This is a genomic window from Nocardia sp. NPDC050175, from assembly GCF_044459885.1.
Classification (GTDB): Bacteria; Actinomycetota; Actinomycetes; order Mycobacteriales; family Mycobacteriaceae; genus Nocardia.
The window spans coordinates 79179-105304 of the sequence record NZ_JBITJI010000017.1; the positions used below are offsets into that span (position 1 = coordinate 79179).

At 67.0% G+C, this 26126-nt stretch carries 27 protein-coding genes; 13 read left to right on the plus strand and 14 right to left on the minus strand.

Going from position 1 to position 26126, the window contains the following annotated elements:
- Window positions 1–2 precede the first annotated feature (2 nt).
- Window positions 3–707 (plus strand): GntR family transcriptional regulator, encoded by a 705-nt coding sequence (locus ACIBK2_RS40065; RefSeq protein WP_396975471.1) that lies wholly within the window; start codon window positions 3–5, stop codon window positions 705–707.
- Between the two features lie 87 nt (window positions 708–794).
- Here ACIBK2_RS40065 and ACIBK2_RS40070 read toward each other — a convergent pair whose 3' ends face one another.
- Window positions 795–1664 (minus strand): nuclease-related domain-containing protein, encoded by an 870-nt coding sequence (locus ACIBK2_RS40070; protein WP_396975473.1) that lies wholly within the window; start codon window positions 1662–1664, stop codon window positions 795–797.
- A gap of 317 nt (window positions 1665–1981) precedes the next feature.
- On the opposite strand from ACIBK2_RS40070, the gene ACIBK2_RS40075 reads away from it, so the two are divergent.
- Window positions 1982–2515: a carboxymuconolactone decarboxylase family protein gene (locus ACIBK2_RS40075; RefSeq protein ID WP_396975688.1), complete on the plus strand. Its 534-nt coding sequence runs from the start codon at window positions 1982–1984 to the stop codon at window positions 2513–2515.
- Window positions 2516–2612: 97 nt separating this feature from the next.
- On the opposite strand, the gene ACIBK2_RS40080 is transcribed toward ACIBK2_RS40075, so the two are convergent.
- Complete coding sequence (locus ACIBK2_RS40080; protein ID WP_396975475.1) at window positions 2613–3425, minus strand: TetR/AcrR family transcriptional regulator; 813 nt, start codon at window positions 3423–3425, stop codon at window positions 2613–2615.
- Between the two features lie 124 nt (window positions 3426–3549).
- On the opposite strand from ACIBK2_RS40080, the gene ACIBK2_RS40085 reads away from it, so the two are divergent.
- On the plus strand, window positions 3550–3927 hold the full coding sequence (locus ACIBK2_RS40085) for a VOC family protein (protein WP_396975477.1): 378 nt from the start codon (window positions 3550–3552) through the stop codon (window positions 3925–3927).
- Window positions 3928–3993: 66 nt separating this feature from the next.
- Here the strand turns inward: ACIBK2_RS40085 and ACIBK2_RS40090 are convergent, their stop codons facing one another.
- Window positions 3994–4842: an SDR family oxidoreductase gene (locus ACIBK2_RS40090; RefSeq protein ID WP_396975479.1), complete on the minus strand. Its 849-nt coding sequence runs from the start codon at window positions 4840–4842 to the stop codon at window positions 3994–3996.
- 99 nt (window positions 4843–4941) lie between these two features.
- Here ACIBK2_RS40090 and ACIBK2_RS40095 point away from each other — a divergent pair, with 99 nt between their 5' ends.
- Both ACIBK2_RS40095 and ACIBK2_RS40100 read left to right on the plus strand, forming a co-directional pair.
- Window positions 4942–5340 carry a winged helix-turn-helix transcriptional regulator gene (locus tag ACIBK2_RS40095; protein WP_379284354.1) on the plus strand — a complete coding sequence of 133 codons (399 nt, stop codon included), beginning with the start codon at window positions 4942–4944 and terminating at the stop codon, window positions 5338–5340.
- Window positions 5341–5386: 46 nt separating this feature from the next.
- The gene (locus ACIBK2_RS40100; protein WP_396975481.1) at window positions 5387–5803 is read left to right on the plus strand and encodes a PPOX class F420-dependent oxidoreductase; all 417 of its coding nucleotides are present in this window, start codon (window positions 5387–5389) and stop codon (window positions 5801–5803) included.
- Here ACIBK2_RS40100 and ACIBK2_RS40105 read toward each other — a convergent pair whose 3' ends face one another.
- Window positions 5804–6508, minus strand: a complete 705-nt coding sequence (locus tag ACIBK2_RS40105; RefSeq protein WP_396975483.1) for a polysaccharide deacetylase family protein — start codon at window positions 6506–6508, stop codon at window positions 5804–5806. It lies immediately after the preceding gene.
- A gap of 104 nt (window positions 6509–6612) precedes the next feature.
- Complete coding sequence (lpdA, locus tag ACIBK2_RS40110; RefSeq protein ID WP_396975485.1) at window positions 6613–8016, minus strand: dihydrolipoyl dehydrogenase; 1404 nt, start codon at window positions 8014–8016, stop codon at window positions 6613–6615.
- A 144-nt stretch (window positions 8017–8160) separates the two neighbouring features.
- Here lpdA and ACIBK2_RS40115 point away from each other — a divergent pair, with 144 nt between their 5' ends.
- The 3 genes from ACIBK2_RS40115 (at window position 8161) to ACIBK2_RS40125 (ending at window position 10923) form a co-directional block, all read left to right on the plus strand.
- Window positions 8161–9318, plus strand: a complete 1158-nt coding sequence (locus tag ACIBK2_RS40115; protein ID WP_396975487.1) for an AraC family transcriptional regulator ligand-binding domain-containing protein — start codon at window positions 8161–8163, stop codon at window positions 9316–9318.
- A 126-nt stretch (window positions 9319–9444) separates the two neighbouring features.
- Window positions 9445–10491, plus strand: a complete 1047-nt coding sequence (locus ACIBK2_RS40120; protein ID WP_396975489.1) for an NADP-dependent oxidoreductase — start codon at window positions 9445–9447, stop codon at window positions 10489–10491.
- Window positions 10492–10584: 93 nt separating this feature from the next.
- Window positions 10585–10923 carry an MmcQ/YjbR family DNA-binding protein gene (locus ACIBK2_RS40125; protein ID WP_396975491.1) on the plus strand — a complete coding sequence of 113 codons (339 nt, stop codon included), beginning with the start codon at window positions 10585–10587 and terminating at the stop codon, window positions 10921–10923.
- Here ACIBK2_RS40125 and ACIBK2_RS40130 read toward each other — a convergent pair.
- Window positions 10920–11894 carry a dipeptidase gene (locus tag ACIBK2_RS40130; RefSeq protein WP_396975493.1) on the minus strand — a complete coding sequence of 325 codons (975 nt, stop codon included), beginning with the start codon at window positions 11892–11894 and terminating at the stop codon, window positions 10920–10922. The genes ACIBK2_RS40125 and ACIBK2_RS40130 overlap by 4 nt on opposite strands.
- 201 nt (window positions 11895–12095) lie before the next feature.
- Here ACIBK2_RS40130 and ACIBK2_RS40135 point away from each other — a divergent pair, with 201 nt between their 5' ends.
- Both ACIBK2_RS40135 and ACIBK2_RS40140 read left to right on the plus strand, forming a co-directional pair.
- Window positions 12096–14210, plus strand: coding sequence for a prolyl oligopeptidase family protein (locus ACIBK2_RS40135; RefSeq protein ID WP_396975690.1), 2115 nt, complete (start codon window positions 12096–12098; stop codon window positions 14208–14210).
- Window positions 14211–14287: 77 nt separating this feature from the next.
- Window positions 14288–14944 (plus strand): TetR/AcrR family transcriptional regulator C-terminal domain-containing protein, encoded by a 657-nt coding sequence (locus ACIBK2_RS40140; RefSeq protein ID WP_396975494.1) that lies wholly within the window; start codon window positions 14288–14290, stop codon window positions 14942–14944.
- On the opposite strand, the gene ACIBK2_RS40145 is transcribed toward ACIBK2_RS40140, so the two are convergent.
- The 3 genes from ACIBK2_RS40145 to ACIBK2_RS40155 all read right to left on the minus strand — a co-directional run bounded on the left by ACIBK2_RS40145 (window position 14941) and on the right by ACIBK2_RS40155 (window position 17631).
- Window positions 14941–15801: an alpha/beta fold hydrolase gene (locus ACIBK2_RS40145; protein ID WP_396975496.1), complete on the minus strand. Its 861-nt coding sequence runs from the start codon at window positions 15799–15801 to the stop codon at window positions 14941–14943. The genes ACIBK2_RS40140 and ACIBK2_RS40145 overlap by 4 nt on opposite strands.
- Before the next feature lie 50 nt (window positions 15802–15851).
- The gene (locus tag ACIBK2_RS40150) at window positions 15852–16484 is read right to left on the minus strand and encodes a TetR/AcrR family transcriptional regulator (RefSeq protein ID WP_379284343.1); all 633 of its coding nucleotides are present in this window, start codon (window positions 16482–16484) and stop codon (window positions 15852–15854) included.
- Between the two features lie 682 nt (window positions 16485–17166).
- Window positions 17167–17631 carry a MarR family winged helix-turn-helix transcriptional regulator gene (locus ACIBK2_RS40155; RefSeq protein WP_379284342.1) on the minus strand — a complete coding sequence of 155 codons (465 nt, stop codon included), beginning with the start codon at window positions 17629–17631 and terminating at the stop codon, window positions 17167–17169.
- A 118-nt stretch (window positions 17632–17749) separates the two neighbouring features.
- Between ACIBK2_RS40155 and ACIBK2_RS40160 the strand changes: the two genes are divergently transcribed.
- Window positions 17750–18778, plus strand: coding sequence for an SMP-30/gluconolactonase/LRE family protein (locus tag ACIBK2_RS40160; RefSeq protein ID WP_396975499.1), 1029 nt, complete (start codon window positions 17750–17752; stop codon window positions 18776–18778).
- A 142-nt stretch (window positions 18779–18920) separates the two neighbouring features.
- On the opposite strand, the gene groL is transcribed toward ACIBK2_RS40160, so the two are convergent.
- Window positions 18921–20546, minus strand: coding sequence for a chaperonin GroEL (groL, locus tag ACIBK2_RS40165; RefSeq protein ID WP_396975501.1), 1626 nt, complete (start codon window positions 20544–20546; stop codon window positions 18921–18923).
- 208 nt (window positions 20547–20754) lie between these two features.
- A complete protein-coding gene (locus ACIBK2_RS40170; protein ID WP_357385170.1) occupies window positions 20755–21048 on the minus strand; it encodes a hypothetical protein in 294 nt (97 codons plus the stop codon).
- Window positions 21049–21137: 89 nt separating this feature from the next.
- On the opposite strand from ACIBK2_RS40170, the gene ACIBK2_RS40175 reads away from it, so the two are divergent.
- Together ACIBK2_RS40175 and ACIBK2_RS40180 are read left to right on the plus strand one after the other, a co-directional pair.
- Complete coding sequence (locus ACIBK2_RS40175) at window positions 21138–23195, plus strand: NAD(+) synthase (RefSeq protein ID WP_396975504.1); 2058 nt, start codon at window positions 21138–21140, stop codon at window positions 23193–23195.
- Window positions 23196–23262: 67 nt separating this feature from the next.
- Window positions 23263–23937 (plus strand): suppressor of fused domain protein, encoded by a 675-nt coding sequence (locus ACIBK2_RS40180; protein WP_396975506.1) that lies wholly within the window; start codon window positions 23263–23265, stop codon window positions 23935–23937.
- Between the two features lie 2 nt (window positions 23938–23939).
- Here the strand turns inward: ACIBK2_RS40180 and ACIBK2_RS40185 are convergent, their stop codons facing one another.
- The 3 genes from ACIBK2_RS40185 to ACIBK2_RS40195 all read right to left on the minus strand — a co-directional run bounded on the left by ACIBK2_RS40185 (window position 23940) and on the right by ACIBK2_RS40195 (window position 26058).
- Complete coding sequence (locus ACIBK2_RS40185) at window positions 23940–24122, minus strand: hypothetical protein (RefSeq protein ID WP_396975508.1); 183 nt, start codon at window positions 24120–24122, stop codon at window positions 23940–23942.
- Complete coding sequence (locus tag ACIBK2_RS40190; protein ID WP_396975510.1) at window positions 24119–24847, minus strand: Clp protease N-terminal domain-containing protein; 729 nt, start codon at window positions 24845–24847, stop codon at window positions 24119–24121. The genes ACIBK2_RS40185 and ACIBK2_RS40190 overlap by 4 nt, the downstream gene beginning before the upstream one ends.
- Window positions 24848–24969: 122 nt before the next feature.
- On the minus strand, window positions 24970–26058 hold the full coding sequence (locus ACIBK2_RS40195) for an NAD(P)/FAD-dependent oxidoreductase (protein ID WP_396975511.1): 1089 nt from the start codon (window positions 26056–26058) through the stop codon (window positions 24970–24972).
- Between the last annotated feature and the right edge of the window lie 68 nt (window positions 26059–26126).

Below are 26126 nucleotides of genomic sequence, written 5' to 3' on the forward strand. Positions count from 1 at the left end.
CCATGCCGCGCCGGGGGCGGATCCCGTTGGGCGAGCGCGTGTATCACTCGCTACGGCGGGATCTGGCCACCGGGATCTTCGTGCCGACCGAACGGCTCGGCGAGGAACGTCTCGCGGAGATATACGGGGTGTCGCGTACTCCGGTGCGAGAGGCGCTCGCACGGTTGCAGGCCGACGGGCTGGTCGAGCGGCACTCCGACGGGCTGTACCCGTACCGGCCGCGGCTCGACGAGCTCGACCACCTGTACGAGCTGCGAATCGTGCTGGAGGCCAGGGGAATTCAACGAGCGAGCGCCGACTCCCCCGAAGCAGCCCGGCCCGCGCACGATCTCGCCCTGATTCGAGCCGAACTCGAGGTCTGGCGCACGCTGCGCGACAACCCACCCGAGCCCGGCCCCGCACTGGTCGCCGACGAGCAGTTCCATACCGTCCTGCTGGCGGCCGCGGGCAATACCGCACTGGCAGAAGCGCTTACCTCGGTGCACACCAGGGTGCGCCCGGTCCGCACCCTGGACGTGCCGACGCCGGATCGCATCGCCACCATGACCGCCGAACACATCACGATCGCCGAGCAACTGCTGTCCGGGAACGTGAAAGCCGCGCTGCACACCCTCACCACGCACATCGACATCTCCCGCGCGCACGTCCTCGCCCGTGCCCAACGCGCGCTCGAACTCACCAAACTGGCTCGGGCCGTGCGGGATTGATGCTGCGTCGGCCATCCCCCTGCTAGCCGAAGGGTTGTCGGCCCGTCGTGCCCGAACACGTTCGGATAGTGGTCGATCGTGATGCGCTCAGCAGTCCTGCTGGAACGGCCAGCAGGGGTGGTACGACGTGGGGGGCGGCGTCGGCGTCGGCGTGACGCTGGTTTCCTGCGGCTTCGGGTGCGAGGAGTCGTGGACCAGCGAGTTGGCGATCACCCCGATCACCGCGATCATCCCGATGACCGCCAGCGCGACCACCGTCCATCCGGCGTACGAATGCCGTTTCGTCGGAACACCCGGTGTCGGCTCGACCCGCGGTTTCGGCGGGCGCGGAATGACACTCGGCGACTCCTGCGCCACCTGCTCGAACCCGGCCTCGACCAGGTCGGCCCGGGACGGCGTCAGCTCGGCGAGACCGAGCGCAGTGCAGTCCCCGATCACCCGGTCAGCCGTCCACTTCCGCGGTCCGGCCGAGAAACTTTCGAGGTAGATGCGCAGTTCGGTGGCATCGGCGACATTGCCGACGACCACGTCCAGGCCCGGTCGCAGATTGGTGCGCGACGGCCGCACCACCGCGCCGCGGAACGGGACGAGCACGACCGCGCCGCACACGTGCCCCGGGTCGAGCAGCGCTCGCTCGAGCGTCGTCTTCACCGTGGCGATGCCGTGTTCCAGCCGATCGGACGGGCTGCCGGACGGCTCGTCCAGGTCCGCGTCGGCATCGCTGATCTTCCACGGGCTGTCGGCGGCGATGCTGAGAATACCGCTCTGCCTGCGCCGGAAGCCCTTGACCTCGAGCACCGTGAGCCCGCGCGGCGTCCAGATCACCGCATCGATCTGCCGGTCACCGACCTGCAGATCGATCATGGCGAGGGCGGCCGACGGATACGAGCGCAGGCATTCGACGAATTCTTGTTCGGCACCGGAGAGCTGCGCCCCGGGCTTGACCCTCACCAGCATGTCGAGCTCGTCCGCCTCTCCACGTTCGTCAGGCCGTGCTACCTGCGCGCCGCATTCGCTGCGCGACCGGCCTGCGATCGAGTGCATGGCGAGCTCTGGGTGCCCCCACGAGTTACCCGTCTCCGCACGAAATCGATCGTAACGGTGGAATCGCCAGCGTGCGCAGGCAATTCGGCACCGCGGCGACCGATAGACCGATTAGTGTCGAGCATGGCCTCGATCCGGCGCGTACTCGCCGGTAGGCTGACGGCTCGGCCCGGCACCGCCTGGCCGCTCGCCCATCCACGCGGAGGAGCCGACCGAGCATGGTTTCAGCGCTGCGACCACGCATTTCACCCGGACGACTGCGCGAGCTGGGTCCGATCAACTGGGTTGTCTGGCAGGTGCTCTCCAAGGCCGCGGGCACCGATGACGCACACCTGTTCAGCACGCTCGGCCGCACCAAGGGACTGTTTCGCGGCTGGCTGCACTATTCGGGCAAACTCATGCCCGGCGGTCGGCTGCCACGGCACGAGTCGGAACTGGTCATCATTCGCGTCGCCCACCTGAGTGGTTGCGAATACGAAATGGACCACCACATTCGGCTCGGCAAGCGAGCCGGAGTGACCTCGGAGATCCTCGAGCGCCTGCGCACCGGGCCGGCGGTACCGGGTTGGTCGGACAAACACCGTGCCCTGCTCACCGCCGTCGACCAGCTGGTGCAGACCCGCGACCTCGACGACGCGCACTGGGCGGCGCTGGCCGAGCACTACGACGAGCGCAGCCTCATCGAAATCGTGCTGCTGGTCAACCAGTACGAGGGCCTGGCCGCCACCATCACCGCCCTCCGCATCCAACGCGACGGGGTCTAGCGCACAGCAGACGCACGCTTCTTGATTTCCGGCACCGAGATTCGCATGCGATTTTCGGCGCGGCGAATCAGAAGAAGTGCGCGAGACGGGTTGGTGCTCAGGGGTTTTCGATGAGCTGGGCCAGGCCGTCCAGTACCCGGGCGAGGCCGAATTCGTAGGCGTGGTCGGCACTGTAGGCGGAGTCGTGGGTCTGGCCCGCGGCTGCCCCGACGCGGGCGCCCACCGGAAACCGTTCCGCGTCGAAGACCTGTGCCAGTAGCGGTGCCGCCCGCTCCCACCACTGGTGATCGGACATCGCGCTGTCCGAGGCGGCCCGTGCGGTGTCGATGGCGATGCGGGCCACCGAGGTGACGAAGCCGAGGACGTAGGTGACCGACGCGTCCATGGTGACGTCGTCCAGGCCGAGGCCCTCGAACGCACGGAGTTCGTGGTCGTACTTGGCGGCCATGCCCGGCCCGAGCGGCGGTCGGGTGGTCGGCAGGTAGGCGACCCACGGGTGCCGAGCCAGCATGGCGCGGTTCTCCGCCGCGATGGTGGTGACCCGATCGCGCCATGGCAGATCCGCGAGGTCCGCGCGGTCCATTTCGCCGTAGACCTTGTCCACCATCAGGTCGATCAGCTCGGCCTTGCCCGGCACGTAGGTGTACGTAGCCATCGGGGTCAGCCCAAGTTTGGTGGCGACCGCACGCATGGTGAGCGCACCGATGCCTTCCGCGTCGGCGAGCTCGATGCCCGCCGCGACCACGGCATCCACGCTGCTGCGTTGCTTCGGGCCGCGCACCGGAGTCGCGCCGGAGACTCGCCACAGCAACTCCAGTGTGCGAACGGGATCGCCCGCGCTGCTGCGATCCTGCTTGCCGCGGCGCTGCGTTTTCGGCTCGCCGGGGCGAGGCTCCTTCTCTTCGTCCACTCTGTCTCCTCGCCTGGTCGACCCGATCGTATCGGCGTGATTCAGGTCATAGTGCGGCCGCCCGGGAATTCTTCTACAAAGTACAACGTACTAAGTATAGAGTTAACGAAGCCGAGGAGAGCTTATGAACATCACCGCTTCCGCCATCTCGCTCAACGTCGCCGATCCGCTGACTTCGGCGAAGTTCCTGATCGACCACCTCGGCTTCACCGAGAAGATGTCGGCCGACGGGTTCGTCTCGCTGGACCGGTCCGATGCCGGACTGAACGTGATCTACCTGCGCACCGGATTGGCGTCCTTCAAGCCGAAGAGTGCGGCGGGCAGCGCGGGCGAGGGACTGCTCGTCGTGTTCGTGGTGGACGATATCGACGCCGAGTACGCCCGGCTACAGGGCGAGGGGGTACCGATCGTCACGCCGATCGAAACCGAGGAGTGGGGCGAGCGCTACTTCCAGATGAGCGACCCGAACGGCATCATCGTGCAACTCGTCCAGTGGGTCTAGTAACGATCGATTTCCCGCACACGGAATCGTGTGCGGGAAATCGAAGACAGTGCGGCCGTGCGGGTCTCAGGCGAGCGCCGCGCGGAACACATCGACCGCAGGAGTCGCCGGACGCCCGAGCAGCTTCTGCAGGTCGCCGCTGGTCACATCGAGGAGGCCCTTCGTGATGCCCGCGTCGGCGTCGGCGAGCACCTTGGCATAACCGGCCTCCAGTCCGGCCTGCTGGAGGGCAGCGGCGTAGTCGGCCTCGGGCAGGTTCTGGAAGCGGACCGGCTTGTCGGCGGCAGTCGAAATCGACTGAGCCAGTTCGGCATAGGTGAGGCGTTCGCCACCACCGAGCTCGTAGACCTGCCCGGCGTGCCCGTCGGTGGTGAGCACCTTGGCGGCCGCGTCGGCGTAGTCGGCGCGCGCCGCGCCCGCCACCCGCCCCTCGCCCGCGGCGCCGTGCAGGACGCCGGACTCGACGGCGTGCGCGAGCCCGCCGAGGTAGTTCTCCCAGTACCAGCCATTGCGCAGAATCGCATGCGGCACAGTCGAATCCGCGAGTGCCGCCTCGGTGCCGATGTGCTCCTGCGCCAGGATCATCGAGTTCTGCGAACCCTGCGGGATGCTGGTGTAGACCAGCAGTTCGACGCCCGCGCGCTCGGCCGCGCGAATGACGTTGGTGTGCTGGGCTACTCGGGCACCGAACTCATTGCCGGAGACCAGCAGCACCCGGTCGACCCCGGCGAGTGCGCGATCCAGCGATGCGGCGTCGTCGTAGCTCGCCTGACGGACATCGACACCCTGCTCGGCCAGATCGGCGACCTTCTGCGGGTCACGCACGATCGCGACCGGAGTGACGCCCTCGCGCAGCAGCGCCTGTACGACGAGACGGCCCAGCTGTCCGCTGGCACCGGTCACGGCAACGGTCATAACTACCTCCACGGGTATGTACGGTTCGTTAAGCGCTAACTATTAGTAAGTACTATGCATTCATACACCACTTTGGTCAAGTTGGGTACTATCGGTTGCATGAGTACGCAGCCGACATCGTCGCCAGACCTGGACGATCCGACGCTGGAACCCGACGTGTTCGCCAAGAACTGCACGTCACGGCCGGTTTTGCAGAATGTCGCGAGCCGCTGGGGCATCCTCGCCCTGGTCGCGCTGCGCGAGGGTTCGTACCGGTTCAGCGCGCTGCGCAGGCGGGTCGACGGCGTCAGCGAGCGGATGTTGTCGCAGACCTTGCAGGCGCTGGAACGCGACGGCATGGTGCATCGCGAGGTACACGAGACCATCCCGCCACGCGTCGAGTACACGTTGACCGAGCTCGGCGCGCAGGTCGCCGATCAACTACATGCGCTGGTCCTGGTGGTCGAGACGAACATGCCGCAGGTGCGCGACGCCCAGGCGGCCTACCACCGCGAGTGAGGCGGGCGGGGGAAGAGACCCGGATCACTACCGGTTGAATACCGGCATGGAACTCGCCCAAGCAGTCGACTTCGCCCGCGACCACCGCCGGTCCGTGCTGACCACCATCCGCCGCAACGGCCGCCCGCAACAGTCCAACGTGCTGCACGTGATCGGCGGCGACGGCAACATCCGCATCTCCATCACCGCGGACCGCGCGAAATACCACAACCTGGTGCGTGAGCCATGGGCCGCCATCCACGTCACCCGCGAGGACTTCTTCGCCTACGCCGTCATCGAGGCCATCGCCTCGGTCACGCCGGTGGCCGCGAATCCGCACGACGAAACCGTCGAGGCTCTCGTCGACTACTACCGCGCCGCGAACGGCGAACACCCCGACTGGGACGACTACCGCCGCGCCATGGTCGCCGACCGCCGGGCATTGGCAATCCTCACCCCGTCACACGCGTACGGCATGCTGTGATCAGTGCTCCATGAGCTCCGAGACGGTGACGAATTGGTAGCCCTGAGAACGTAGTTCGCCGACGATACGGGGTATCGCGGCCAGCGCGGGCCCCGCGAATTCGTGCATGACGTGCAGCAGAATGATCGAGCCGGGCCGCGTCTCGCGCACCGCCTGCGCGGCGATCTCGTCGGTGGTCGCGGTTTCGCCGGAATCCGGCTCGACATCCCAGGTCACCGAGGTGCGGTCGTGGTCGGAAAGATATTTCGGCAGCGACCAGAGCTTCTTGCCATAGGGCGGGCGGAACGTAATCGGGCCCTGGTAGCCGGTTTTCGCGATCTCGGCGTCGGTGCGTTCGATCTCGTCGCGGACGGTACTCGCGGAGCTGAAGATCATTCGGCGGTGGCTGTAGCTGTGGTTGCCGATCTCGTGTCCGTCCTCGGCGATCGCTCTGCCGTACTCGGGATGCGCCGCGAGATCACTGCCGACCAGATAGAAGGTGGCCTTGATCTGTTGCTCAGCAAGCACTTTCAATACACCGGGCGCCCGATCGGTCGGCCCGTCATCCAAGGACAGCGCCACCACCTTGTCACTGGTATCGACCCGATTCACCAGCCGCCCGGCCAACTGGAAGCTGCGCGAGTTCATCAGGTAGTACCCGCCGGCCGCCACCAGCAGTAGCACGACGACGATCAGCGCCCCGCCGATCAGCCACTTTCGCATCATCGCTGTCTAGCAAACCTGCGGCGGGACCGCCAGATCTCACACACGAAAAACGGTGGCGTCCGGGCCTATTGGCCGGACGCCACCGTTTGTCCGAGCAGCGTGGATCAGAAGTTGATCATGTGCCCGGCGAGGCCGTGGAAGGCCTCCTGCAGGGCTTCGCTGAGCGTCGGGTGGGTGTGCACGTTGCGGGTCAGCTCGTTGACCGTGAGGTCCCACTTCTGGGCCAGGGTGAGCTCGGGCAGTAGCTCCGAGACATCCGGGCCGATGAGGTGGCCGCCGAGCAGTTCGCCGTACTTGCTGTCGGCGACCAGCTTGACGAAACCGGTCGGATCGCCGAGGCCGTGCGCCTTGCCGTTGGCGGTGAACGGGAAGGTCGCGACCTTCACGTCGTAGCCCTCGTCGCGGGCCTGCTGCTCGGTCAGGCCGAAGCTGGCGACCTGCGGCTGGCAGAAGGTGGCGCGCGGCATCATCCGGTAGTCGCCGAGGGTGACGGTGTCGGCACCCGCGATGGTCTCGGCGGCGACCACACCCTGCGCCTCCGCGACGTGCGCGAGCTGCAGCTTCGCGGTCACGTCACCGATGGCGTAGATGTGCGGCACGTTGGTGCGCATGTAGTCGTCGATCGCGATGGCGCCACGGTCGGTGAGCTGGACGCCGGCCGCCTCCAGGCCGTAGCCCTCGACGCGGGGCGCGAAGCCGACGGCCTGCAGCACCTTGTCGACGGTGACCGTCTCCACGTTGCCGGACTTGTTGTCCTTGATCGCGACGGTGACCTTCGAGCCGTCGTCGTCGATGGACTGCACCGCGGCACCGGTGGTGATGGTGATGCCGAGCTTCTTGTACTGCTTGGTGATCTCCTTGGAGACGTCCGCGTCCTCGTTGGGCAGCGCACGGTCCAGGAACTCCACGATGCGCACGTCGACGCCGTAGTTCTTGAGGACGTAGCCGAACTCCATGCCGATCGCGCCCGCGCCGACGATCAGGATCGAGCCGGGCAGGTCGCGGGTGAGGATCTGCTCCTCGTAGGTCACCACGTTGGCGCTGAGCTGAGTGCCCGGCAGCAGCTTCGTGATGGTGCCCGCGGCGATGATCGCGTTGTCGAACGTGATCGTCTCGGTGCCGCCCTTGGACAGCTCGACCGCGAGGGTGTTCGCGTCCGTGAAGGTGCCCTTGCCGTCGAACTCGTCGATCTTGTTCTTCTTCATCAGGAAGTGGACGCCCTTGACCCGGCCGTCCGCCACCTTGCGGCTGCGATCGAACGCGACACCGAAGTCGAAGTTCACCTCGCCCGAGATCCCGAAGGTCTTGGCTTCCTTGGTGAAGATGTGCGCCAGCTCAGCGTTACGCAGCAACGCCTTGGAAGGGATGCAGCCGACGTTCAGGCACACACCGCCCCAGTACTTTTGCTCGACGATCGCGGTACGGAGGCCTAACTGTGCCGCACGGATGGCGGCGACGTAACCGCCAGGACCGGCACCGAGAACGACAACGTCGTAATGGGAAGTCACGACACCGAGCCTAACTCTGTCGCTACGAGTTGGCCCACCGGTCCCCCACAACAATGAGCCGCAGGCCACACCTGACCGCAAGTTCGGTGCTCGCGAGGCGGCTCGAGTGGGGAATCAGACATTTCGACTCGCTAGTGTCGGTTCGTGGCGACAGGTCGATCGGCGGGGCGAGATGCACTCGCGACGCACCGATCGGCTGCCCCGAGCGACAACACCGCGGACCGGCCGTTCGCCGACGCCGCGCGGTCCGATCGCTCGACACCGCCGCCCAGCGCGCCCCGGTCCATCCCGGTCTCGCCCATCGACAGCACCGCGTCGACGCATCTGATCCGCCTGGTCCGCGACACTGCCCGCCGGGCCGGTGTCGGCGACGACAAGCTCGCGGCGATTCACGGCACCGACGACGCGATCCTGGCCGGCGAGCTCAACCGGATTCCGCTGAGCTCGCTGGTACAGCTGTGGGGCCTGCTCGCTCAGGCACAACCGGAGCCGGGGGCCGGGCTCGCCGTGGTCGATGCCGCTCCCCTAGGCACCCTCACCACCTGGGACTACCTCGTCACGAATGGGCCGACGCTCGCGGCTGCATTGCGGAGCGCGCAGCCGTACCACCGGCTGGTCACCGCGGCCGCCGAAGGTTTCGATCTCACGCATGACGGTGATCTCACCGTCGGGTTCCGGACCACCGCGGGCGACCCGGCGATCGTCGCGGTTGTCAACGAGTACGTGCTCGCCTACTACCTGCGGCGGGCCAGAGAAGCCACCGGTCGGCACGTGATTCCGGCCCGCGTCGCCTTTAGCCGGGCCGCACCGAGCAAGCACGATGTCCTGCGCGACGCCTTCGGCACCGACCGCATCGAATTCGACGCGCCCGCCGACACCATCACGTTCACCGCCGCGGACGCCACCGCGGCGTTGCCCCGCGCCGACCCGATGCTGGCCGACCTCCTGCGCAGCCACGCCGATCTGGTCCTGGCCACCGCGCGCACCATCCCCGGCCCGCTCGAAGCGTTCCGCGGAGCGCTGGCCGCCGCCATCGCCACTGGTGACGCGTCGCTGGCGACCGTCGCCCGCCGACTGGCCGTCAGCCCGCGCACCCTGCAACGCCAGCTCGCCGAACACGGCACCAGCTGGCGCGCCGAATACGACCTGGTTCGCTATGAACAGGCGAAAACCCTTCTCGCCGAAGGACATTTGACCACTTCCGTCATCGCCGACCGCCTCGGCTTCACCGACGACCGCGCGCTCCGCAAGGCAGTCCATCGCTGGACCGGCACCTCCCCCACCAACCTCAGAACCAGTTGACCCACTACCTGTCGTGTTTGGACCGGAGGGTGGCGTTTCCGGACCTGGGAGTGCGGGTTTCGGGCTCATAGCGTTAGCCGTACCGGATCGAAGGGGTCCGAGAGTCAGCGAAGAAGAGGCAGAGCAATGAGCGTTCAAGCAGCGGGCACCAGTCAGGAAATCGGCACTCTGCCGCAGATCTCGCGGGAGATCCAGTTGGCCGCGCGGCCGACCGGAGCGCCGACGGCAGAGCATTTCGCGTTGGTGGAGAACCCGATTCCGGCGCTCGCCGACGGACAGGTCCTGGTGCGCAACACGTGGATGTCGGTGGATCCGTACATGCGGGGACGGATGGACGATCGCCCGTCCTACATCGCGCCGTTCCAGGTGGGCGCGGCGCTGGAGGGTTCGGCGGTCGGCGAGGTGATCGCCTCGACGGCGGCCGATATCGCGGTCGGCAGCACGGTGACGCACTTCGCGGGCTGGCGGGAGTACGCGGTGCTCGACGCCGCCGCGGTGACCCCGATCGACACCTCGCTGGCCGCGGTGCCGCACTTTCTCGGCGCGCTCGGCACCACCGGCCTCACCGCGTACGCGGCGCTGACCGAGGTGGCTCCGGTGAATCCCGGTGACACCGTGTTCATTTCGGCGGCGGCGGGCGCGGTGGGCAGCGTCGCCGGACAGCTCGCCAAGGCGCTCGGCGCGGCGCGGGTGATCGGCTCGGCGGGCGGACCGGCCAAGACCAGGCTGCTGCTCGACGAGTTCGGCTTCGACGCCGCGATCGACTACCGGGCAGGCGATGTGGCCGGGCAGCTCGCGGCGACCGCGCCCGAGGGCATCGATGTCTACCTCGACAGCGTCGGCGGTGAACATCTGCGGGTCGCCGTCGAGGCGATGCGCCCGAAGGGCCGGATCGCGCTGGTCGGTGCGATCAGCGGCTACAACGGTGGCACCGCCGAGCCCGGCCCGGACCTGTTCAAGGCGGCGACAAAGGAACTTTCGTTGCGCGGCATGCTGGTGAACAGCTACTTCCCGATCTTCGGCGAGTACATCGCGAAGGCGGCCGCCTGGCTGGCCGACGGGACGATCCGCACCAGGGAGACGGTCTACGAGGGCCTCGAGCAGGCACCGGCCGCGTTCCTCGGCGTACTCTCCGGCGCGAACACGGGCAAGATGCTGGTCCGTCTCGGGTGAACCCGGCCGGGGTGTGTGGCGCGACCGATTCGGTCGCGCCACACCGGTTTCCAGCCCGGCCCAGATGTCGTACCCCGGCGCGATACTTGGCCGATGGTGACAGCTGATGACGTGCGGCGGGTGGCGATGAGCCTGCCGCGAACAACCGAGGCGCTGGTCCGCGACCGGGTCAAATATCGAATCGGCCGGATCGTCTATCTGGCGCTGTCCCCGGACGAAACACGCATGGGCTTCGCGTTTCCGAAGGCCGAGCGGGTGGCACTGGTCGAAGCCGAGCCGGAGAAATTCATGATGCCGCGCCCGTCGGACGAGCGGTACAACTGGGTTCGGGTGCGGCTCGACGCCATCGATGAGGCGGAGCTGACTGAGCTCATTGTCGAAGCGTGGCGCATGTGTGTGCCGAAGCGGGTGGCCGCCGAGCATCTCGGTTAGTCGCGCCACACCTGTTCGGCGACCCGGGAGAAGTTGCCGCCGAATACTGCCGCTCGGTCGGCTTCGCTGAAGCCTCGCCGCGCCAGCACCTCGTCGAGGCCGGGCACCTGGCTCCTGCCGAGCAGCTCCTCCGGCGGAACCCATTGCAGCGGGCCCCATTTGGTGTACGACTCGGGGAACAGCTCGGGATGGTCGGCGAGCATGCCGTTGAAGTCCTCGGCGTCGAACGAATAGTCCGACCCGATCCCGATGTGTTCGATGCCGACCAACTCGACGCCGTGTTCGACGTGATCGGCCATCGCCTCGATACGCGCGGCACCGTCATCGATACCGTTGCGGCCCAGGAAGATACCCACGCCGTTGATACCGATGACGCCGCCGGTCGCGGCACAGGCCTTCGCCTGTTCGTCGGTGATATTGCGCGGATGCTCCCGCAGCGCGGCGAAATTGGAGTGGCTGTAGATCATCGGCACCTGCGTGTGCGCGGCCAGGTCGAGCCCGGTGCGGCGCGAACAGTGCGATCCGTCGACGAACATGCCGACCTCGTTGAGCTTGCGCACGAGGTCCTCACCGAAGGCGGTGAGCCCGGTGTCGTCGGCATCGAGGCAGCCGCAACCCGCCTTGTTGGCGCTGTTGTAGGTCGGCAGCATCGAGCGAACGCCCAACTCGTAAAACAGCTCCACGTTGTCCAAGTCGCCGCCGAGCGGGCCGGAGTCCTCCAGATCGAAGGCAAGCGCGATGGTTTCCGGATCGCCGATGTCGGAGTGGCTGTGCACCAACCGGAATCGCCCGTCGGCGAGCGCGTCCGCGCGGTACTGCCGGGTGAGCTTGACCGAATCCTCGGTCGAATGCGGCGAATACCCGACATTCACCGACAGGTACGACCCGAGTGGATATCGGGCGAGGTCCGCGATCCGGGCCGACGGCACCAACGGCAGACAGCAATGCTGCTCCCAGAGAAAGTGCGGCAAGGAAACCTCCTGATCGGATCGGCCTCGAACCGCGATCGTAGGCGAGCGGGTCACCGGACGGACCGCAGCCGCGCGGGTGTCGCGCAGTACGTCATGTCCTATTTGCCTGATTCGCTCAGGGCGTAGCACCCTTCTAGCGACCCCGGCGCCCTGATTCGCGCTGGTCGGCAACAATGAGGGGATGAGTGAGCGCAGCGAACGATTCATGACACAGCGTGCCCCGCACATGACGGAGCCGAGCGCCAGCGAGGCGCGGTCATGAGTGGCGTTGAGCAGAATGTGACTGACCCCTACCTCTGGCTCGAAGAAGTAACCGATGAGCGGGCCCTGGACTGGGCGCGTGCGCACAACAGCGTGGTCGTCGAGCGATTCGCCTCCTCCGACCGGTTCAGCGAGCTCGAACACCGCATTCTGGACATGCTCGACACCGACACCAAGATCGCCTACCCGGGTCGGCGCGGCAGCTGGCTCTACAACTTCTGGCGCGATGCCGAGCATCCACGCGGGCTGTGGCGGCGCACCACGTTCGCCGAGTACGCCAAGGAGTCGCCCGACTGGGACGTGCTGATCGACCTGGACGCGCTGGCCACCGCCGAGGACGAGAACTGGGTGTGGGGCGGCGCCGGGGTGCTGCGACCGGAGCAGTCGCGCGCGCTGATCAGCCTGTCGCGCGGCGGCGCGGACGCCAAGGTGGTGCGCGAGTTCGACATGGCGACAAGAGAATTCATCGATCCGGCGGACGGCGGGTTCTTCCTGCCCGAGGCGAAGTCCGAGATGCGCTGGATCGACATCGATTCGGTGTATATCGGCACGGACTTCGGGCCGGGCTCGCTGACCGACTCCGGCTACCCGCGCATCGCCAAGCGCTGGCAGCGCGGCACCGAACTGGCCGAGGCGGTCACCGTTTTCGAGGGCGAGGCCGGCGACGTCGCGGTCTCCGCGGGCTACGACCGGACCCCCGGCTACGAGCGGCACTACATCGGCCGCGCCACCGACTTCTTCAACGAAGACGTGTACCTGCTCGAAAACGACGGCACGCTACGGCATCTGGACACACCCACCGATGCAAGCGAGTCCTGGTACAAGGATTGGCTGCTGGTCCGGCTGAAGTCGCCGTGGGAGGTCGGCGGCAACTCCTACCCGGCGGGCGCGCTGCTGGCCATGAACTTCGACAAGTTCCTCTCCGGCGCACGGGATTTCGAGGTGATCTTCACCCCCGACGCGCACACCTCGCTGCACGGCTACGGCTGGACCGAGAACCACCTGCTGCTCATTACCCTCGAGGACGTGCAGACCAAGCTCTACGTGGTGACGCCGGGCGCGGACGGCTGGCACCGGGAGTCGCTGGCCGACACCCCGCCGATGGCGACCACCAGCGTGCTGAACCTCGACCCGCTCGAGGGCGGCGACGAATTCATGCTCACCACCAGCGGATTCACCACGCCGGCCACGCTGCTGACCAGCTCAGTCGGCGGCGACACCGAGCAACTCAAGCAGGAACCCGGCTTCTTCGACGCCGACGGCATCGAGACCGAGCAGTTCTTCGCCACCTCGGACGACGGAACGCAGGTGCCGTACTTCGTGATTCGCCACCGCGACCGCAAGGGCACGCCGGGCCCGACGGTGATGTCCGGTTACGGCGGCTTCGAGGTCTCGCGCACGCCCGCCTACAGCGGCGCGTCCGGGATGGGCTGGCTGGCACGCGGCGGCACCTGGGTGATGACCAACATCCGCGGCGGCGGCGAATACGGCCCGCAGTGGCACACCTCGGTGCAGAAGGCCAACCGGCACAAGGTGTACGAGGACTTCTCCGCGATCGCGAAAGACCTTGTCGCGCGCGGCATCACCACCGCCGATCAGCTCGGCGCGGTGGGCGGCAGCAACGGCGGGCTGCTCATGGGCGTGATGCTGACCCGCTACCCGGAGCTGTTCGGCGCGATCGTCTGCCAGGTGCCGCTACTGGACATGAAGCGCTACCACCTGCTGCTCGCGGGCGCCTCGTGGATCGCCGAATACGGCGACCCGGACAAGCCGGAGGAGTGGGAGTACCTCAGCAAGTACTCGCCCTATCAGAACGCCAAGGCCGATGTGGCCTACCCGCCGATCCTGCTCACCACCTCCACCCGCGACGACCGCGTGCACCCTGGCCACGCTCGAAAGATGGCCGCGCTACTGGAGGAGCAGGGCCACGAGTTCTGGTACCACGAGAACATCGAGGGCGGCCACGGCGGCGCGGCGGACAACAAGCAGTCGGCGTTCCAGGCGGGCCTGATCTACGAGTTCTTCACCCAGATGCTGCTCGAGCGGCGCGGATAACCGCTGGTACGAGGCTCAGGGGCCTACGGTGTAGATATCATCTACGTCGTAGACCTGGGCCTGGGAGGAGAGCAGTCGTGGATTCCGACAACGTCGTCGAGGTGAGCCGCAAACGGCGCGCCCGCACCCGGCGGGCGAGTCCGGCGCCGACGACGCGCACCACCTTGAACCGCGACTATATCGCCGCGGTGGCGCTGACCCTCATCGATCAGACTGGTGTCGACGGATTTTCGATGCGCAAACTCGGCACCGCGCTCGGCGCCGACCCGATGGCCGCCTACCGGCACTTCACCGATCAGCAGGAGCTGTTCGACGGCATCGCCGACGCGATGTTCGCCGAGCTGGACATGGAATCCCTACCGTGGCAAGAACCTTGGCGCGACCTGATGCGTGCCTACGCGCACCGGCTGCGTTCCACGCTGCGGCGGCATCCGAGCGCGGTGCCGGTCTTCGCGACTCGTCCGGTGCGCAGCGAACTGGCCGTCGAAACCGGTAGCTGGATGGTGGAACACCTGCAGGGCCACGGATTTTCGGCGACGGTCGCGCTGCAGCTGACCCGCTGCCTGCGCGAGTACACGATCGGCCACATCCTCAGCCACGCCATCGCCGCGGTCGCCGCGCAGCGCACCGAGGAGCCGGAACAAGCAACGGACACCGACCATTTCGACGTCGGGCTGGACGCCATGCTCGACGGCTTCAGCCGCCACCTCGAACCCGGCCGCCGACACATCTAACGGTCGCGCAGCCACTTCTCGATCTGGTCGATGGTGGTGCGGTACTCGCTGATCCAACCGTTGTGCCCCAACGGTTCCGGCTGATGCCACCTGGTCACGTCGGCCTTGGGCAGCTTCGCCAACAGGTGGTCGGCGGAGCTGGGCGGGGTCAGGTCGTCATCGGTCATCGTGATGGACAGCACCGGCAGCTTCAGGCGGGCGATGCGCTCCTCGTAGTCGATGTCCGCACCGACCGGCTGGAACCGGCCGGTGCGGGCCAGCCGCGCCCAATCCGCGATCAGCACCTTGGACTGGCGGCCGAAGCCGCCCGCCGGGATCCGGTCGCCGGGCCAGAAGCCGGCCAGGCCTGCGGTGAGCGCGGCGGCCGCCGAGCCGACGAGGATGCCGGGGCTCGAAAGTCCCGGATAGCCACGGTAATACGGCGTTCCGGAGGCGATCAGGATCAGCCCGCCGAGCCTGCCGCGAATCCGCGAGGCGTACATCACGGCGAACTGGCCGCCCATGCTGTGCCCGAGCAGGTACGGCGTGCTGGCCGGGAACCGGTCGCGCACCACCTCGAACATCGCCGGGAAGTCGACCGAGACCAGCTCGTGGTAGCCGTAGCTGCTGGCGGCGCTCGGCTTCGGCCTGCTGTCGCCGTTGCCGCGCAGCTCACCGATCGCCACATCGAACCCGCGCGCCGCCAGTTTCCCGGCGAACCCCTCGTAGTACCCGGCGGGTACGCCGAGCCCGGGTGCGATCACCAGCACCGGGCGCGGCGCGTCCAGCGTGACCGGATGCCGGTGCGCGCCGCCTGCCGGGATCAGTCGCACCGGAACCGTACTGCCATCCGGCATTTGGATCGGAACCGTCTCCATCATGGGCACGCTACCGGTCCCCGGAGCACCTTGACTCGAGCGATCGACGGTTACGCGCCGACCGCCCCCATGATCACCCGGCTCAGCACCCTGATCACGTCGTCGAGCGGCGGACGCGGGTCGGCGCCGCTCCACGAGTCCACCACGTAGTTGACCGCGCCGATGATCGCGAGCACCCGCATCTCGTAGTCGCCGGTCGGGATCTCGCCGTGCATGGCCGCGTCCTCCGCGGCACCCGCCAGCAGCGAGCCCCAGACCCGGCGCAGCTCGAGCCGGAACTTCTCCACTTTTGGACCGGCACCGACCACCTCGACCAGCGCGACGCGCGCCTTGCGCGGGTCCGAGCCGATGGACTCGACGTAGGCGCGGGTGGACGCGTCGATGATCTCGAGCGCGCTCGCGTCGGCCTTGCTTTCCAGTGACTTGGCGACCGCGTCGCGCGACTCGCGATCGATCTGTTCGTAGAGCTCTAGTAGTAGGGACTCGCGTCCGGTGAACTCCTCGTAGAACTGTCGTGAGGAGAGTCCGGCGTCCTTACAGATGGCGCCGACCGAACTATTGGCGTAGCCGTCGCGCGCGAAGACCGTCAGGCCCGATTCCAGAAAACGCGCACGCCGCTGACGTTGCCGGTCCTCGACGGGTTGCCCGGCATACATTCGACCCGTATTCGCATCCTGTGACATTGGGCCAGACAATACAGAAGCCCAAGAAGCGCTCGACATGGATCGGGCCCTTGGTATCAACCCGCAACTGACCAGCCGTTAGCCGAAAGTTGGCAGAGTTGTTGCGAACTCATCGTTCGCGAACTCAGCAGTTTGCACACTGTGTCGACGGCAGGCGCTCACGCACGCTCGATAGCGCTGCGGGACATCGATAGTTGCGATAAGCATCGACTGAATCCATTGTCACTGACTGTTTGCCAAAACAGACCATACCGATGGACGGCGATGTGCGTACACGATTTTGACGGGAATTTGTAGAATGAATTCTCAACCGAACTGGACCGCTGGTTATGCCTGATTCGTCCTGTCCACCAACGCCGTTCGAGGCGTACCGGTAGTACCGAATAGTGCGTCGAATAGACGACATAGGCGTACCCCGCCTTCGCCCGGCTAACCGCTGCTGACCACGAAGTTCGTCGAGCCGCACTATTGGAGTGAGCCGCATGCCGATTGTGCGAGCTACGCGCTCGGCACCACAGTGGACGGTGACACAACGCGAGCGTTCCCGGGGAGCGCCCCTTGAAGACCCGCCGCTGCCGAGACCCTCGGCAACGGCGGCCAGTAGATCGAAATGACTACCGAGACAGGGCTTCTCGGGTCCGTCCCGCACCCTTGACAGCGGCCGACTTCTGGCCCTTTCGGCCTATTTCTTTGGGGCCGTAGAGGTTTCAGGTCGAACGGAGTCGAAGAGATCCGCGCAGCGCGCCAGCAGTTCCTGCAGGGTCGCGCGTTCGGCATCGGTGAATCCGGCAGCTACCGCGCGCTCCACTCGGACCGCGCGGGCGTCGGCGTCCTTCATCACGGCGGCGCCCGCTTCGGTGAGGCGGGTTTCCAGGATGTTCTTGTGCCAGGCGTGCGGGGTGCGTTCGATGAGGCCGCGGTCCTGCAGGTTGGTCAGCACGGTGTTCATCGTCGGCGGGGTCACGCCGCAGAGCCGGGCCAGGGCGGCGGCGGAGATGCCCGGGTTCTCGTCGAGGAAGAGCAGGGCGGAGTACTGCGGGACGGTGACGCCCGCGGGCTTCAGCGCGGCGTTCTTCGCCGTTTGCAGCGCCTGCTCGGCGCGCTTCACGTACGAGCCGAGGCGCTCGGAGGAGTGCAGGGACGTCATCTCCGCATGGTATCTGCCCGACCTGTCATAAGACTCTTGACTGCTGTTAGAACTCTAATCTATCTTCGTATTCATTCTTAGATGTGAGTACGTCTAAGCGATAGACCTGATGAGAGGCATGACCATGTCCCACGCAACGCGCCGCCGCATGGCGACCTTCGCCATCGCGGTGGCCTGCACCGCCGTCGCGGCCTGTGGCAGCACCGAGAACGCGGCACAACCCGCCCCCGCCGCGCAGTCGGTACGGATCACCACCGCCTACGACCTGCCGGGCGACCACGTCTATCCGGAAGGCATCGCCGCCGATCCGCGCAACGGCGACACCTACGTCGGCTCGTTCGCCACCGGGGCCGTCTACCGCGCCACACCCGGCGCCAAGCAGGCCGAGGTCTTCCTGCCTGCGGGTGCCGACGGTCGCAAGACCGCCAACGGGCTGAAGGTCGATCCGGCGGGACGGCTCTGGGTGACCGACTCCACCGCCGGAGTTGCCGTGTACGACATCGCGACTCGCGCGCTGATCGCCCGTTTCGATGTGCCGGGCGCGACGGCGCGTTTCGTCAACGACCTGGCCATCACCCCGGACGGCACCGCGTATCTGACCGATACCACGCGCAGCGTCGTCTACCGCGTCACCGCCGCCGACGTGGCGGCCGCCGCGGCACACGCCGGACGTGCCGATATGACAACACAATTCGACCTGAGCACGATCGTCGCGCCGCACGCACCCGACGCCTTCACCTTGAACGGCATCGTCGCCGACGCCGGCGGCCACTACCTGCTGGTCGTCGACATGAATGTCGGCGAGCTGTTCCGCATCGCCCTCGCCCCGAACACCGCGGACCCGATCCGCAAGGTCACCCTGCACGGCGGCGACCTGATCCACGGCGACGGACTGGAACTGCGCGACAACACCCTGTGGGTGGTGCAGAACACCGACAACGCCCTCGCCCGCTGGACCATCACCGACGACGGCGCCACGGCGACGCTGGACCAGCGCATCACCGACGAATCCCTGGGCCTGCCAACCACATTGGTCCGCATCAACAACCAAACCCTGGTCGTCGCTTCACAATTCGACAAGGGCGGCCCGATGGGGCCGGGCACCCCGAAGGAGCCCTTCACGATCCTGTCCGTCGACGGCATCTGACCCGAATTCGGCCTTAAGATAGGTTAGCTTTTCTTACGCCGTAAGGTTCGAAGCACGGAAGGGACTCCGTAAACGCCGAAAGCCGGCCCACCCGAGGGTGGACCGGCTTTCGGTTTCTACAAGTGTTGCCGGGTGGCTGGACTCAGAAGTCCATGCCGCCCATGCCACCGGTCGGGTCGCCGGCAGGTGCGGCGGACTTCTCCGGCTTGTCGGCGACGACGGCCTCGGTGGTGAGGAACAGAGCCGCGATGGACGCCGCGTTCTGCAGCGCGGAGCGGGTGACCTTCACCGGGTCGGCGACACCGGCGGCGAGCAGGTCCTCGTACACGCCGGAATCGGCGTTGAGGCCGTGGCCGGCCGGCAGGTTGGAGACCTTCTCGGCGACAACGCCCGGCTCGAGGCCCGCGTTGAAGGCGATCTGCTTCAGCGGAGCCGACAGCGCGACGCGCACGATGTTGGCACCGGTCGCCTCGTCACCCTCGAGCTTCAGGCCGTCAAGGGCAGGGGCCGACTGCAGCAGCGCAACGCCACCACCGGCGACGATGCCCTCTTCGACGGCAGCCTTCGCGTTACGCACGGCATCTTCGATGCGGTGCTTGCGCTCCTTGAGCTCGACCTCGGTCGCGGCACCGGCCTTGATGACCGCAACACCGCCGGCCAGCTTGGCCAGACGCTCCTGCAGCTTCTCCCGGTCGTAGTCCGAGTCCGAGTTCTCGATCTCGGCACGGATCTGCTGCACCCGGCCCTTGATGGCCTCCGGGTCGCCCGCGCCCTCGACGATGGTGGTCTCGTCCTTGGTGATGACGACCTTGCGCGCCTGGCCGAGCAGCTCGACGCCGGCGGTCTCCAGGGAGAGGCCGACCTCTTCGCTGATGACCTCGCCACCGGTGAGGATGGCGATGTCGGCGAGCTGCGCCTTGCGGCGGTCACCGAAGCCCGGCGCCTTGACGGCAACGGACTTGAAGGTGCCACGGATCTTGTTGACCACCAGGGTCGACAGGGCTTCGCCCTCGACGTCCTCGGCGATGATCAGCAGCGGCTTGCCGGCCTGGATGACCTTCTCCAGCAGCGGCAGCAGGTCCTTGACGGTCGAGATCTTCGAGCCGACGAGCAGGATGTACGGATCCTCGAGGACCGCTTCCTGACGCTCGGGGTCGGTGACGAAGTAGCCCGAGATGTAGCCCTTGTCGAAGCGCATGCCCTCGGTGAGCTCCAGCTGGAGCCCGAAGGTGTTGCTCTCCTCGACGGTGATGACACCTTCCTTGCCGACCTTGTCCATGGCCTCGGCGATGAGCTCGCCGATGGACGAGTCGCCCGCGGAGATACCGGCGGTAGCAGCGATCTGCTCCTTGGTATCGATCTCCTTGGCGGACTCCAGCAGGCGAGCCGTGACGGCCTCGACAGCCTTCTCGATGCCGCGCTTCAGACCGAGCGGGTTCGCGCCGGCCGCGACGTTGCGCAGACCTTCACGGACGAGCGCCTGGGCGAGCACGGTGGCGGTGGTGGTGCCGTCGCCAGCGACGTCGTCCGTCTTCTTGGCAACTTCCTTGACCAGCTCGGCGCCGATCTTCTCGTACGGGTCCTCCAGCTCGATCTCCTTGGCGATGGAAACACCATCGTTGGTGATCGTGGGGGCGCCCCACTTCTTCTCAAGGACGACGTTGCGACCCTTGGGGCCCAACGTCACCTTTACCGCGTCGGCGAGGGCGTTCAGACCCCGCTCGAGACCGCGGCGGGCCTCTTCGTCGAACGCAATCATCTTGGCCATTGCGAGGTGATCCTCCAAGTAATGAGGCTGACACGCAGGACGACCGCTCGTCGGATCGCCCCATTTACGCTGGCCAGGCTCGGTGCCCGCGACGGACGACCAGGGGTGTCGATGGTACCCGGTCTCACCGTCCCGACCTGGCACTCACGGGTAGAGAGTGCCAAAGCCATTTCTAGCACTCGACAGTGCCGAGTGCAAGGTCGGGTGCCTATGCCCGATCGTCGACGCGCAGGACCAACGCGACGAACGCGTCGGTCCGGCGTTCCTCCGGTGAGCGGGGCTCGCCGCCCTCCACTGTCACCAGCTCCGCATCGTGCAACAACAACTCCGCCTCGACCCGCATGATCGCCCGAATAAATGGGGGCGCCACCTCGGGGGGAAGGTCTCCGTTGACGACATAGCTGCCGTCCGGCTGTGACTCTGTGGACACATAAGAAAGCGCACGCAGCAGGTCGGCGCGCAGTTCCCCCGCGATTAGGTCGGAATCCGTTTCATCCGCCATTGCTATAGCTTAGCGGGCGAGCATCGAGGGTAGGTTCCGGAGGAGAAAATCATGATCATCTCCGGCATCCTCGTCGAAGGGGGACGGCAGTGCACCAACTGCCCTTCGAATCGCTCTACCGGCACGACTTCGCGCGGGTGGCGGTGGCCGTGCCCCGGGTGCGGGTCGCGGACCCCGCGTACAACGTCGAGCAGACGCTGCTGCTCGCCAGGCAGGCGGCGGCCGACGCGGTGGTACTGACCGTTTTCCCGGAGCTCGGGCTGTCCTGCTACACCGCCGACGACCTGTTTCACCAGGACGCGCTGGACGACGCGGTACAGGCGGCGCTGGCCGAGGTGATCGCCGCGAGCGTCGACATCGACACGGTGCTGGTGGTCGGTGCGCCGGTGCGGACCCAGGGGCGGCTGTTCAACTGCGCCGTCGCGGTGTGCCACGGCGTGGTGCTCGGTGCCGTGCCGAAGAGTTACCTGCCGAACTATCGGGAGTTCTACGAGAAGCGCCAGTTCGCGGCGGCGCGGGAGAACCTCGACACGCACGTCACGATCGCCGGGCAGCGGGTGCCGTTCGGCGCCGACCTGCTGTTCACGGCGAGCAATCTCGACGGGTTCGTGTTCCATCTGGAGATCTGCGAGGACGGCTGGGTTCCGTTGCCGCCCAGCGGTTATGCGGCGCTGGCCGGGGCAACGGTGCTGGTCAACCTATCGGCGAGCAATATCGTCATCGGCAAGGCCGACTATCGCAGGGCGCTGTGCACGTCGCATTCGGCGCGCTATCTGGCTGCCTATCTGTATTCGGCTGCGGGACATGGGGAATCGACGACCGACCTGGCCTGGGACGGGCAGGCGCTGGTGTGTGAGAACGGCGATCTGCTCGCCGAGGGCGAACGCTTCGCCGATCAGCCGCAGCTGGTCACCGCTGACCTCGATCTGCGCCGACTGGCCGCGGATCGGCTGCGCACCACCAGCTTTGCTGACAATGTGCACGACCATCGGGAGCGGCTGACTCGGCTGCGCCGGATCGAGGTCGAGTTGCCGATTCCGGCGGGCGCGGTTGATCTTCGACGCGAAATCGAGCGCTTCCCTTACGTTCCGGCCGATCCCGCGGTGCGCAACGAACGCTGCGCCGAAGTGCAGCACATTCAAGTGGAAGGGCTGAGCACTCGGTTGCGCGCCACCGGGACGCAGCGGGTGGTCATCGGCGTTTCCGGCGGTCTGGACTCCACCCTGGCGCTGATCGTGGCGGCCAAGACGATGGACCGGCTCGGGCTGCCGCGGGCAAATGTGCTGGCCTACACCATGCCCGGCTTCGCGACCAGCACCCGAACCCGCACCGACGCGCATCGGCTGATGGACGCGCTCGGGGTGACCGCGCAGGAAATCGACATCCGCCCGTCGGCCACCCAGATGCTGCGCGACCTGGGCCACCCGGCCGCCGACGGTGCGCCGCAGTACGACATCACCTACGAGAACGTGCAGGCGGGCGAGCGCACCTCGCACCTGTTCCGGCTGGCGAACCAGCACGGCGCGCTCGTCATCGGCACCGGCGATCTCAGCGAACTCGCCTTGGGCTGGTGCACTTTCGGCGTCGGCGACCACATGGCGCACTACAGCGTGAACGCGTCGGTACCCAAGACGCTGATCAAATATCTGATCGCGTGGTCGGTCGACACCGCGCAGTTCGGGCCCGCGGCGGGCGAGGTGCTCTCATCGATCCTGCGGACCGAGATCTCACCGGAGTTGGTGCCCGACACCGATTCCACCGCACCGAGCCAGAGCTCCGAGGCCACCGTCGGCCCCTATGAACTGCAGGACTTCCACCTCTACTACCTGCTGCGTTTCGGCTACCGCCCCAGCCGCATCGCCTATCTGGCCAGGCACGCGTGGTCGGACGCGAGCCGAGGACGCTGGCCCGACCTGATTCCCGCCGACCAGCGCAACACCTACGACCTCGCCATCATCAAACAGTGGCTGGCGGAGTTCCTGCGCCGCTTCATCCAGACCAGCCAATTCAAACGTTCGACGCTGCCCAACGCGCCGAAAGTCGGTTCCGGCGGCTCGCTCTCGCCACGCGGGGACTGGCGCGCGCCGAGCGACGCGTCGGCCGCGGCCTGGCTTGACGAACTCGCCCGCAACGTGCCGGAGGCCTGACCCGCTGCCCACCAAGGCAATCCGACTCGCGCGGCACGGGCGGACCGGATCTGCATAGGGTGGGCTGGTGAGTGAAGCACCCGGCTGGAATGCCATCGACGGCGCGCTACGGCCGTTGTACGGCGATATCGAACCTTTCCATTGGGCCACCGATCACCGCTGGTCGCTCGGCGGGCCCGATCCGCTCGACGGAATCAGCGCGTACTCACGCACCGAACCGGTACCGCACTGGCACTACATCAGTTACGGCATGACCGAGCTGTACGAGAAGGAGTGGGACAACCCCGACGAGTCCGGCTGGGGCTTCGAGTTCACCTTCCGGCTGGTTCGCAAGCCCACCGGCACCGAGCCGCCGGTGTGGCCCGCGAACTTCCTGCAGAATCTCGCGCGCTATGTCTTCCAGTCCGGCAAGTGGTTCGAGCCGGGCCACACCATCAAAGCGAACGGTCCGATCGCCGCCGACCAACCGAATTCGGGCATTCACGCGGTGGCATTCACGGTCGACCCGGAGCTCGGCACCATCGAAACTCCGCACGGCAGTATGCGATTCCTGCAGATCGTCGGGCTGACGATGCCCGAGTATCGAGCCGCGCAGGGTGGAAAGACCCTCGCGTTGCTCGAGGAGCTGGCTCCCCACCTACCGCTGTACGTCACCGACACCGAGCGCGAGCCGTTGGTGTCCGAGCCGAAACCCCAAGCGCAGTGGCCACGTTGGGGTGGCGGACTGCGCGGACGCGCCTAAGGTCATGCGGCGCGCAGCAGGTCGAGCGGACGCTGCTCGCCCTGCCGCACCACATCGTGCGAGCGGATCATCCGCCGCCTGCGCATCCATGCGGCGGTGGCCGCACGGATTCCGAAGCGCGCGCGGCGGATCCGGCGACGAAGCGACGTCAGACGGGCCAGACCGGCTGCCCGCCCTCGCCTCATGGCTTTTCGGTGTAGAACGCGGACAGCAGCTCGAGGATGTGGGCTTCGGTCTTCGTCTTGTCCATGCCGAGCCCGGTGAGCAGGCCGGCGCCGTTCTCCTGTTCGAGCAGGGCGAGCAGGAGGTGTTCGGTGCCGACGTAGTTGTGGCCCAGGCGAAGTGCCTCGCGGAAGGTCAGTTCGAGGACCTTCTTGGCTTCCGGGTCGAAGGGGATGAGCGGGGGCACCTCGCCGGTGCCTGCGGGCAGCACAACTGTCGCGGCGGCGCGCACCGTCTCCAGGGTGATTCCGCTGGTGAGGATCTCTTTCGCACCGATGCCGTTGGGCTCGGCCAGCAGGCCGAGTACCAGGTGCGGGGTGCTGATCTCCGAGTTGCCGGAGGCACGGGCGGCTTCTTGCGCGGCCACGATGACGGACCGGGCTCGATCGGTGAACCTGGCGAAACCCGCGTTGGGGTTCATCTGGGCGGCTTCGCTCACATCGCCCGGCCCCTTCGGCACGAACCGCTTCTGCGCGGCCTGCTTGGTGACGCCCATGCTGGCGCCGATGTCGGTCCAGGAGGCGCCGGTCCGGCGGGCCTGGTCGACGAAGTGGCCGATCAGGTGATCGGCCAGTTCGCCGAGGTGATTGCCGGTGACCACTGCGTCGGACAGTTGGTCGAGCACGTTGTCGGGGCGGGCTTTCTTGATGCCGTCGATCAGATCGTCGAGGCGGTAGGGAATCGTCATGCGTCAACGATAGGTTGACGATTAGCGACCGTCAACCCCGAGTTGACGAAGCGGGTCCGGTACCGGACGCCGATGCGGGACCAGCGCATCGGCACCGGAAAGTACTTCGGCGACAGCGGAATTCAGGGGCGAGCGGTCCACCCCGCGCCACGCACGATCAGCTCCTTCACCCAGGCCGCCGTTCGGCCGGTCAGCACGATTCGCCCTGGCGAATCATCGGCGTGCAGGAACTGGATGAGTCCGTCCCGACGGCCGAGGCTCAGGCACTGCAGCAAGTAGCGGAACCGCAACTGTCCCGGTTCGGCACCGCGCAGTCGCGCGGCAACGGCGTCGGCCGCGTACTTGCCGGTGGGCTGCGCGGTGGCACAGGCCATCCGCAGTTCCCGGCCGTCAGGACCGACGACTACCGCGCTATCGCCCGCCGCGTAAATGTCCGGGTGCGAGACGGACCGCAGCGAGTCGTCGGTCCGCACCCGGCCCGTACCGTCGACCGAAAGACCCGCTCGCACAGCCAGATCCGGCACCGCGAAGCCCGCGGTCCAGACGGTCGCCGCCGACTCGATCAGCGTGCCGTCCGCCAGCCGCACGCCGTCCTCGGTCACCTCGACCACCTTGGCATCCGAACGGATCTCGACACCGAGCCGCTCGAGCACGCGGCGAATATGCGCCTGCGCCCGCGTCGACAACCAGGCACCTGGCTCGTCGGGGCTGAGCAGCAGTACACGCGAATCGGATTGCGATTCAGCCAGTTCCGCGGCGAGCTCGATGCCGGTGGACCCGGCGCCGACCACGACGACGGTCCCCCGCGGAGCCTCGAAGCGATCCGTGTCCTCGGGCGTCGATACCGAGTAGGCGTGCTCAGCCACCCCGGGGACGCCGTTCGCGTCACCGATGCTGCCCAGCACGTACACCAGGGTGTCGTAATCGAGAGCCGTTGCGGTGTCCAGCAATACCCGCTTGCCCTCGGTGTCGATATCCGTCGCACGGGCACGCACGAATTGGATCTTCTTTTTTTCCAACAGTTCCCGCAGGTCCCATGCCGAAATCCGTTGCCCGGCCGCCTGTTGGTGCAGCCGCACCCGTTCGACGAAGTGGGCGCGCGCGTCCACGACGGTGATCTCGGCCCCGCGCGCCTTGCTCGCGAGGCGGCCCGCTGCCACCAGGCCCGCGTATCCGGCGCCGAGTACAACGATCCGATGCTGTCCGGTCATGATGTGGCTCCTTTTCGATCGGCCGACACCCTTTAGACCGAACAGCGCCACCATCCCTGACAACTACG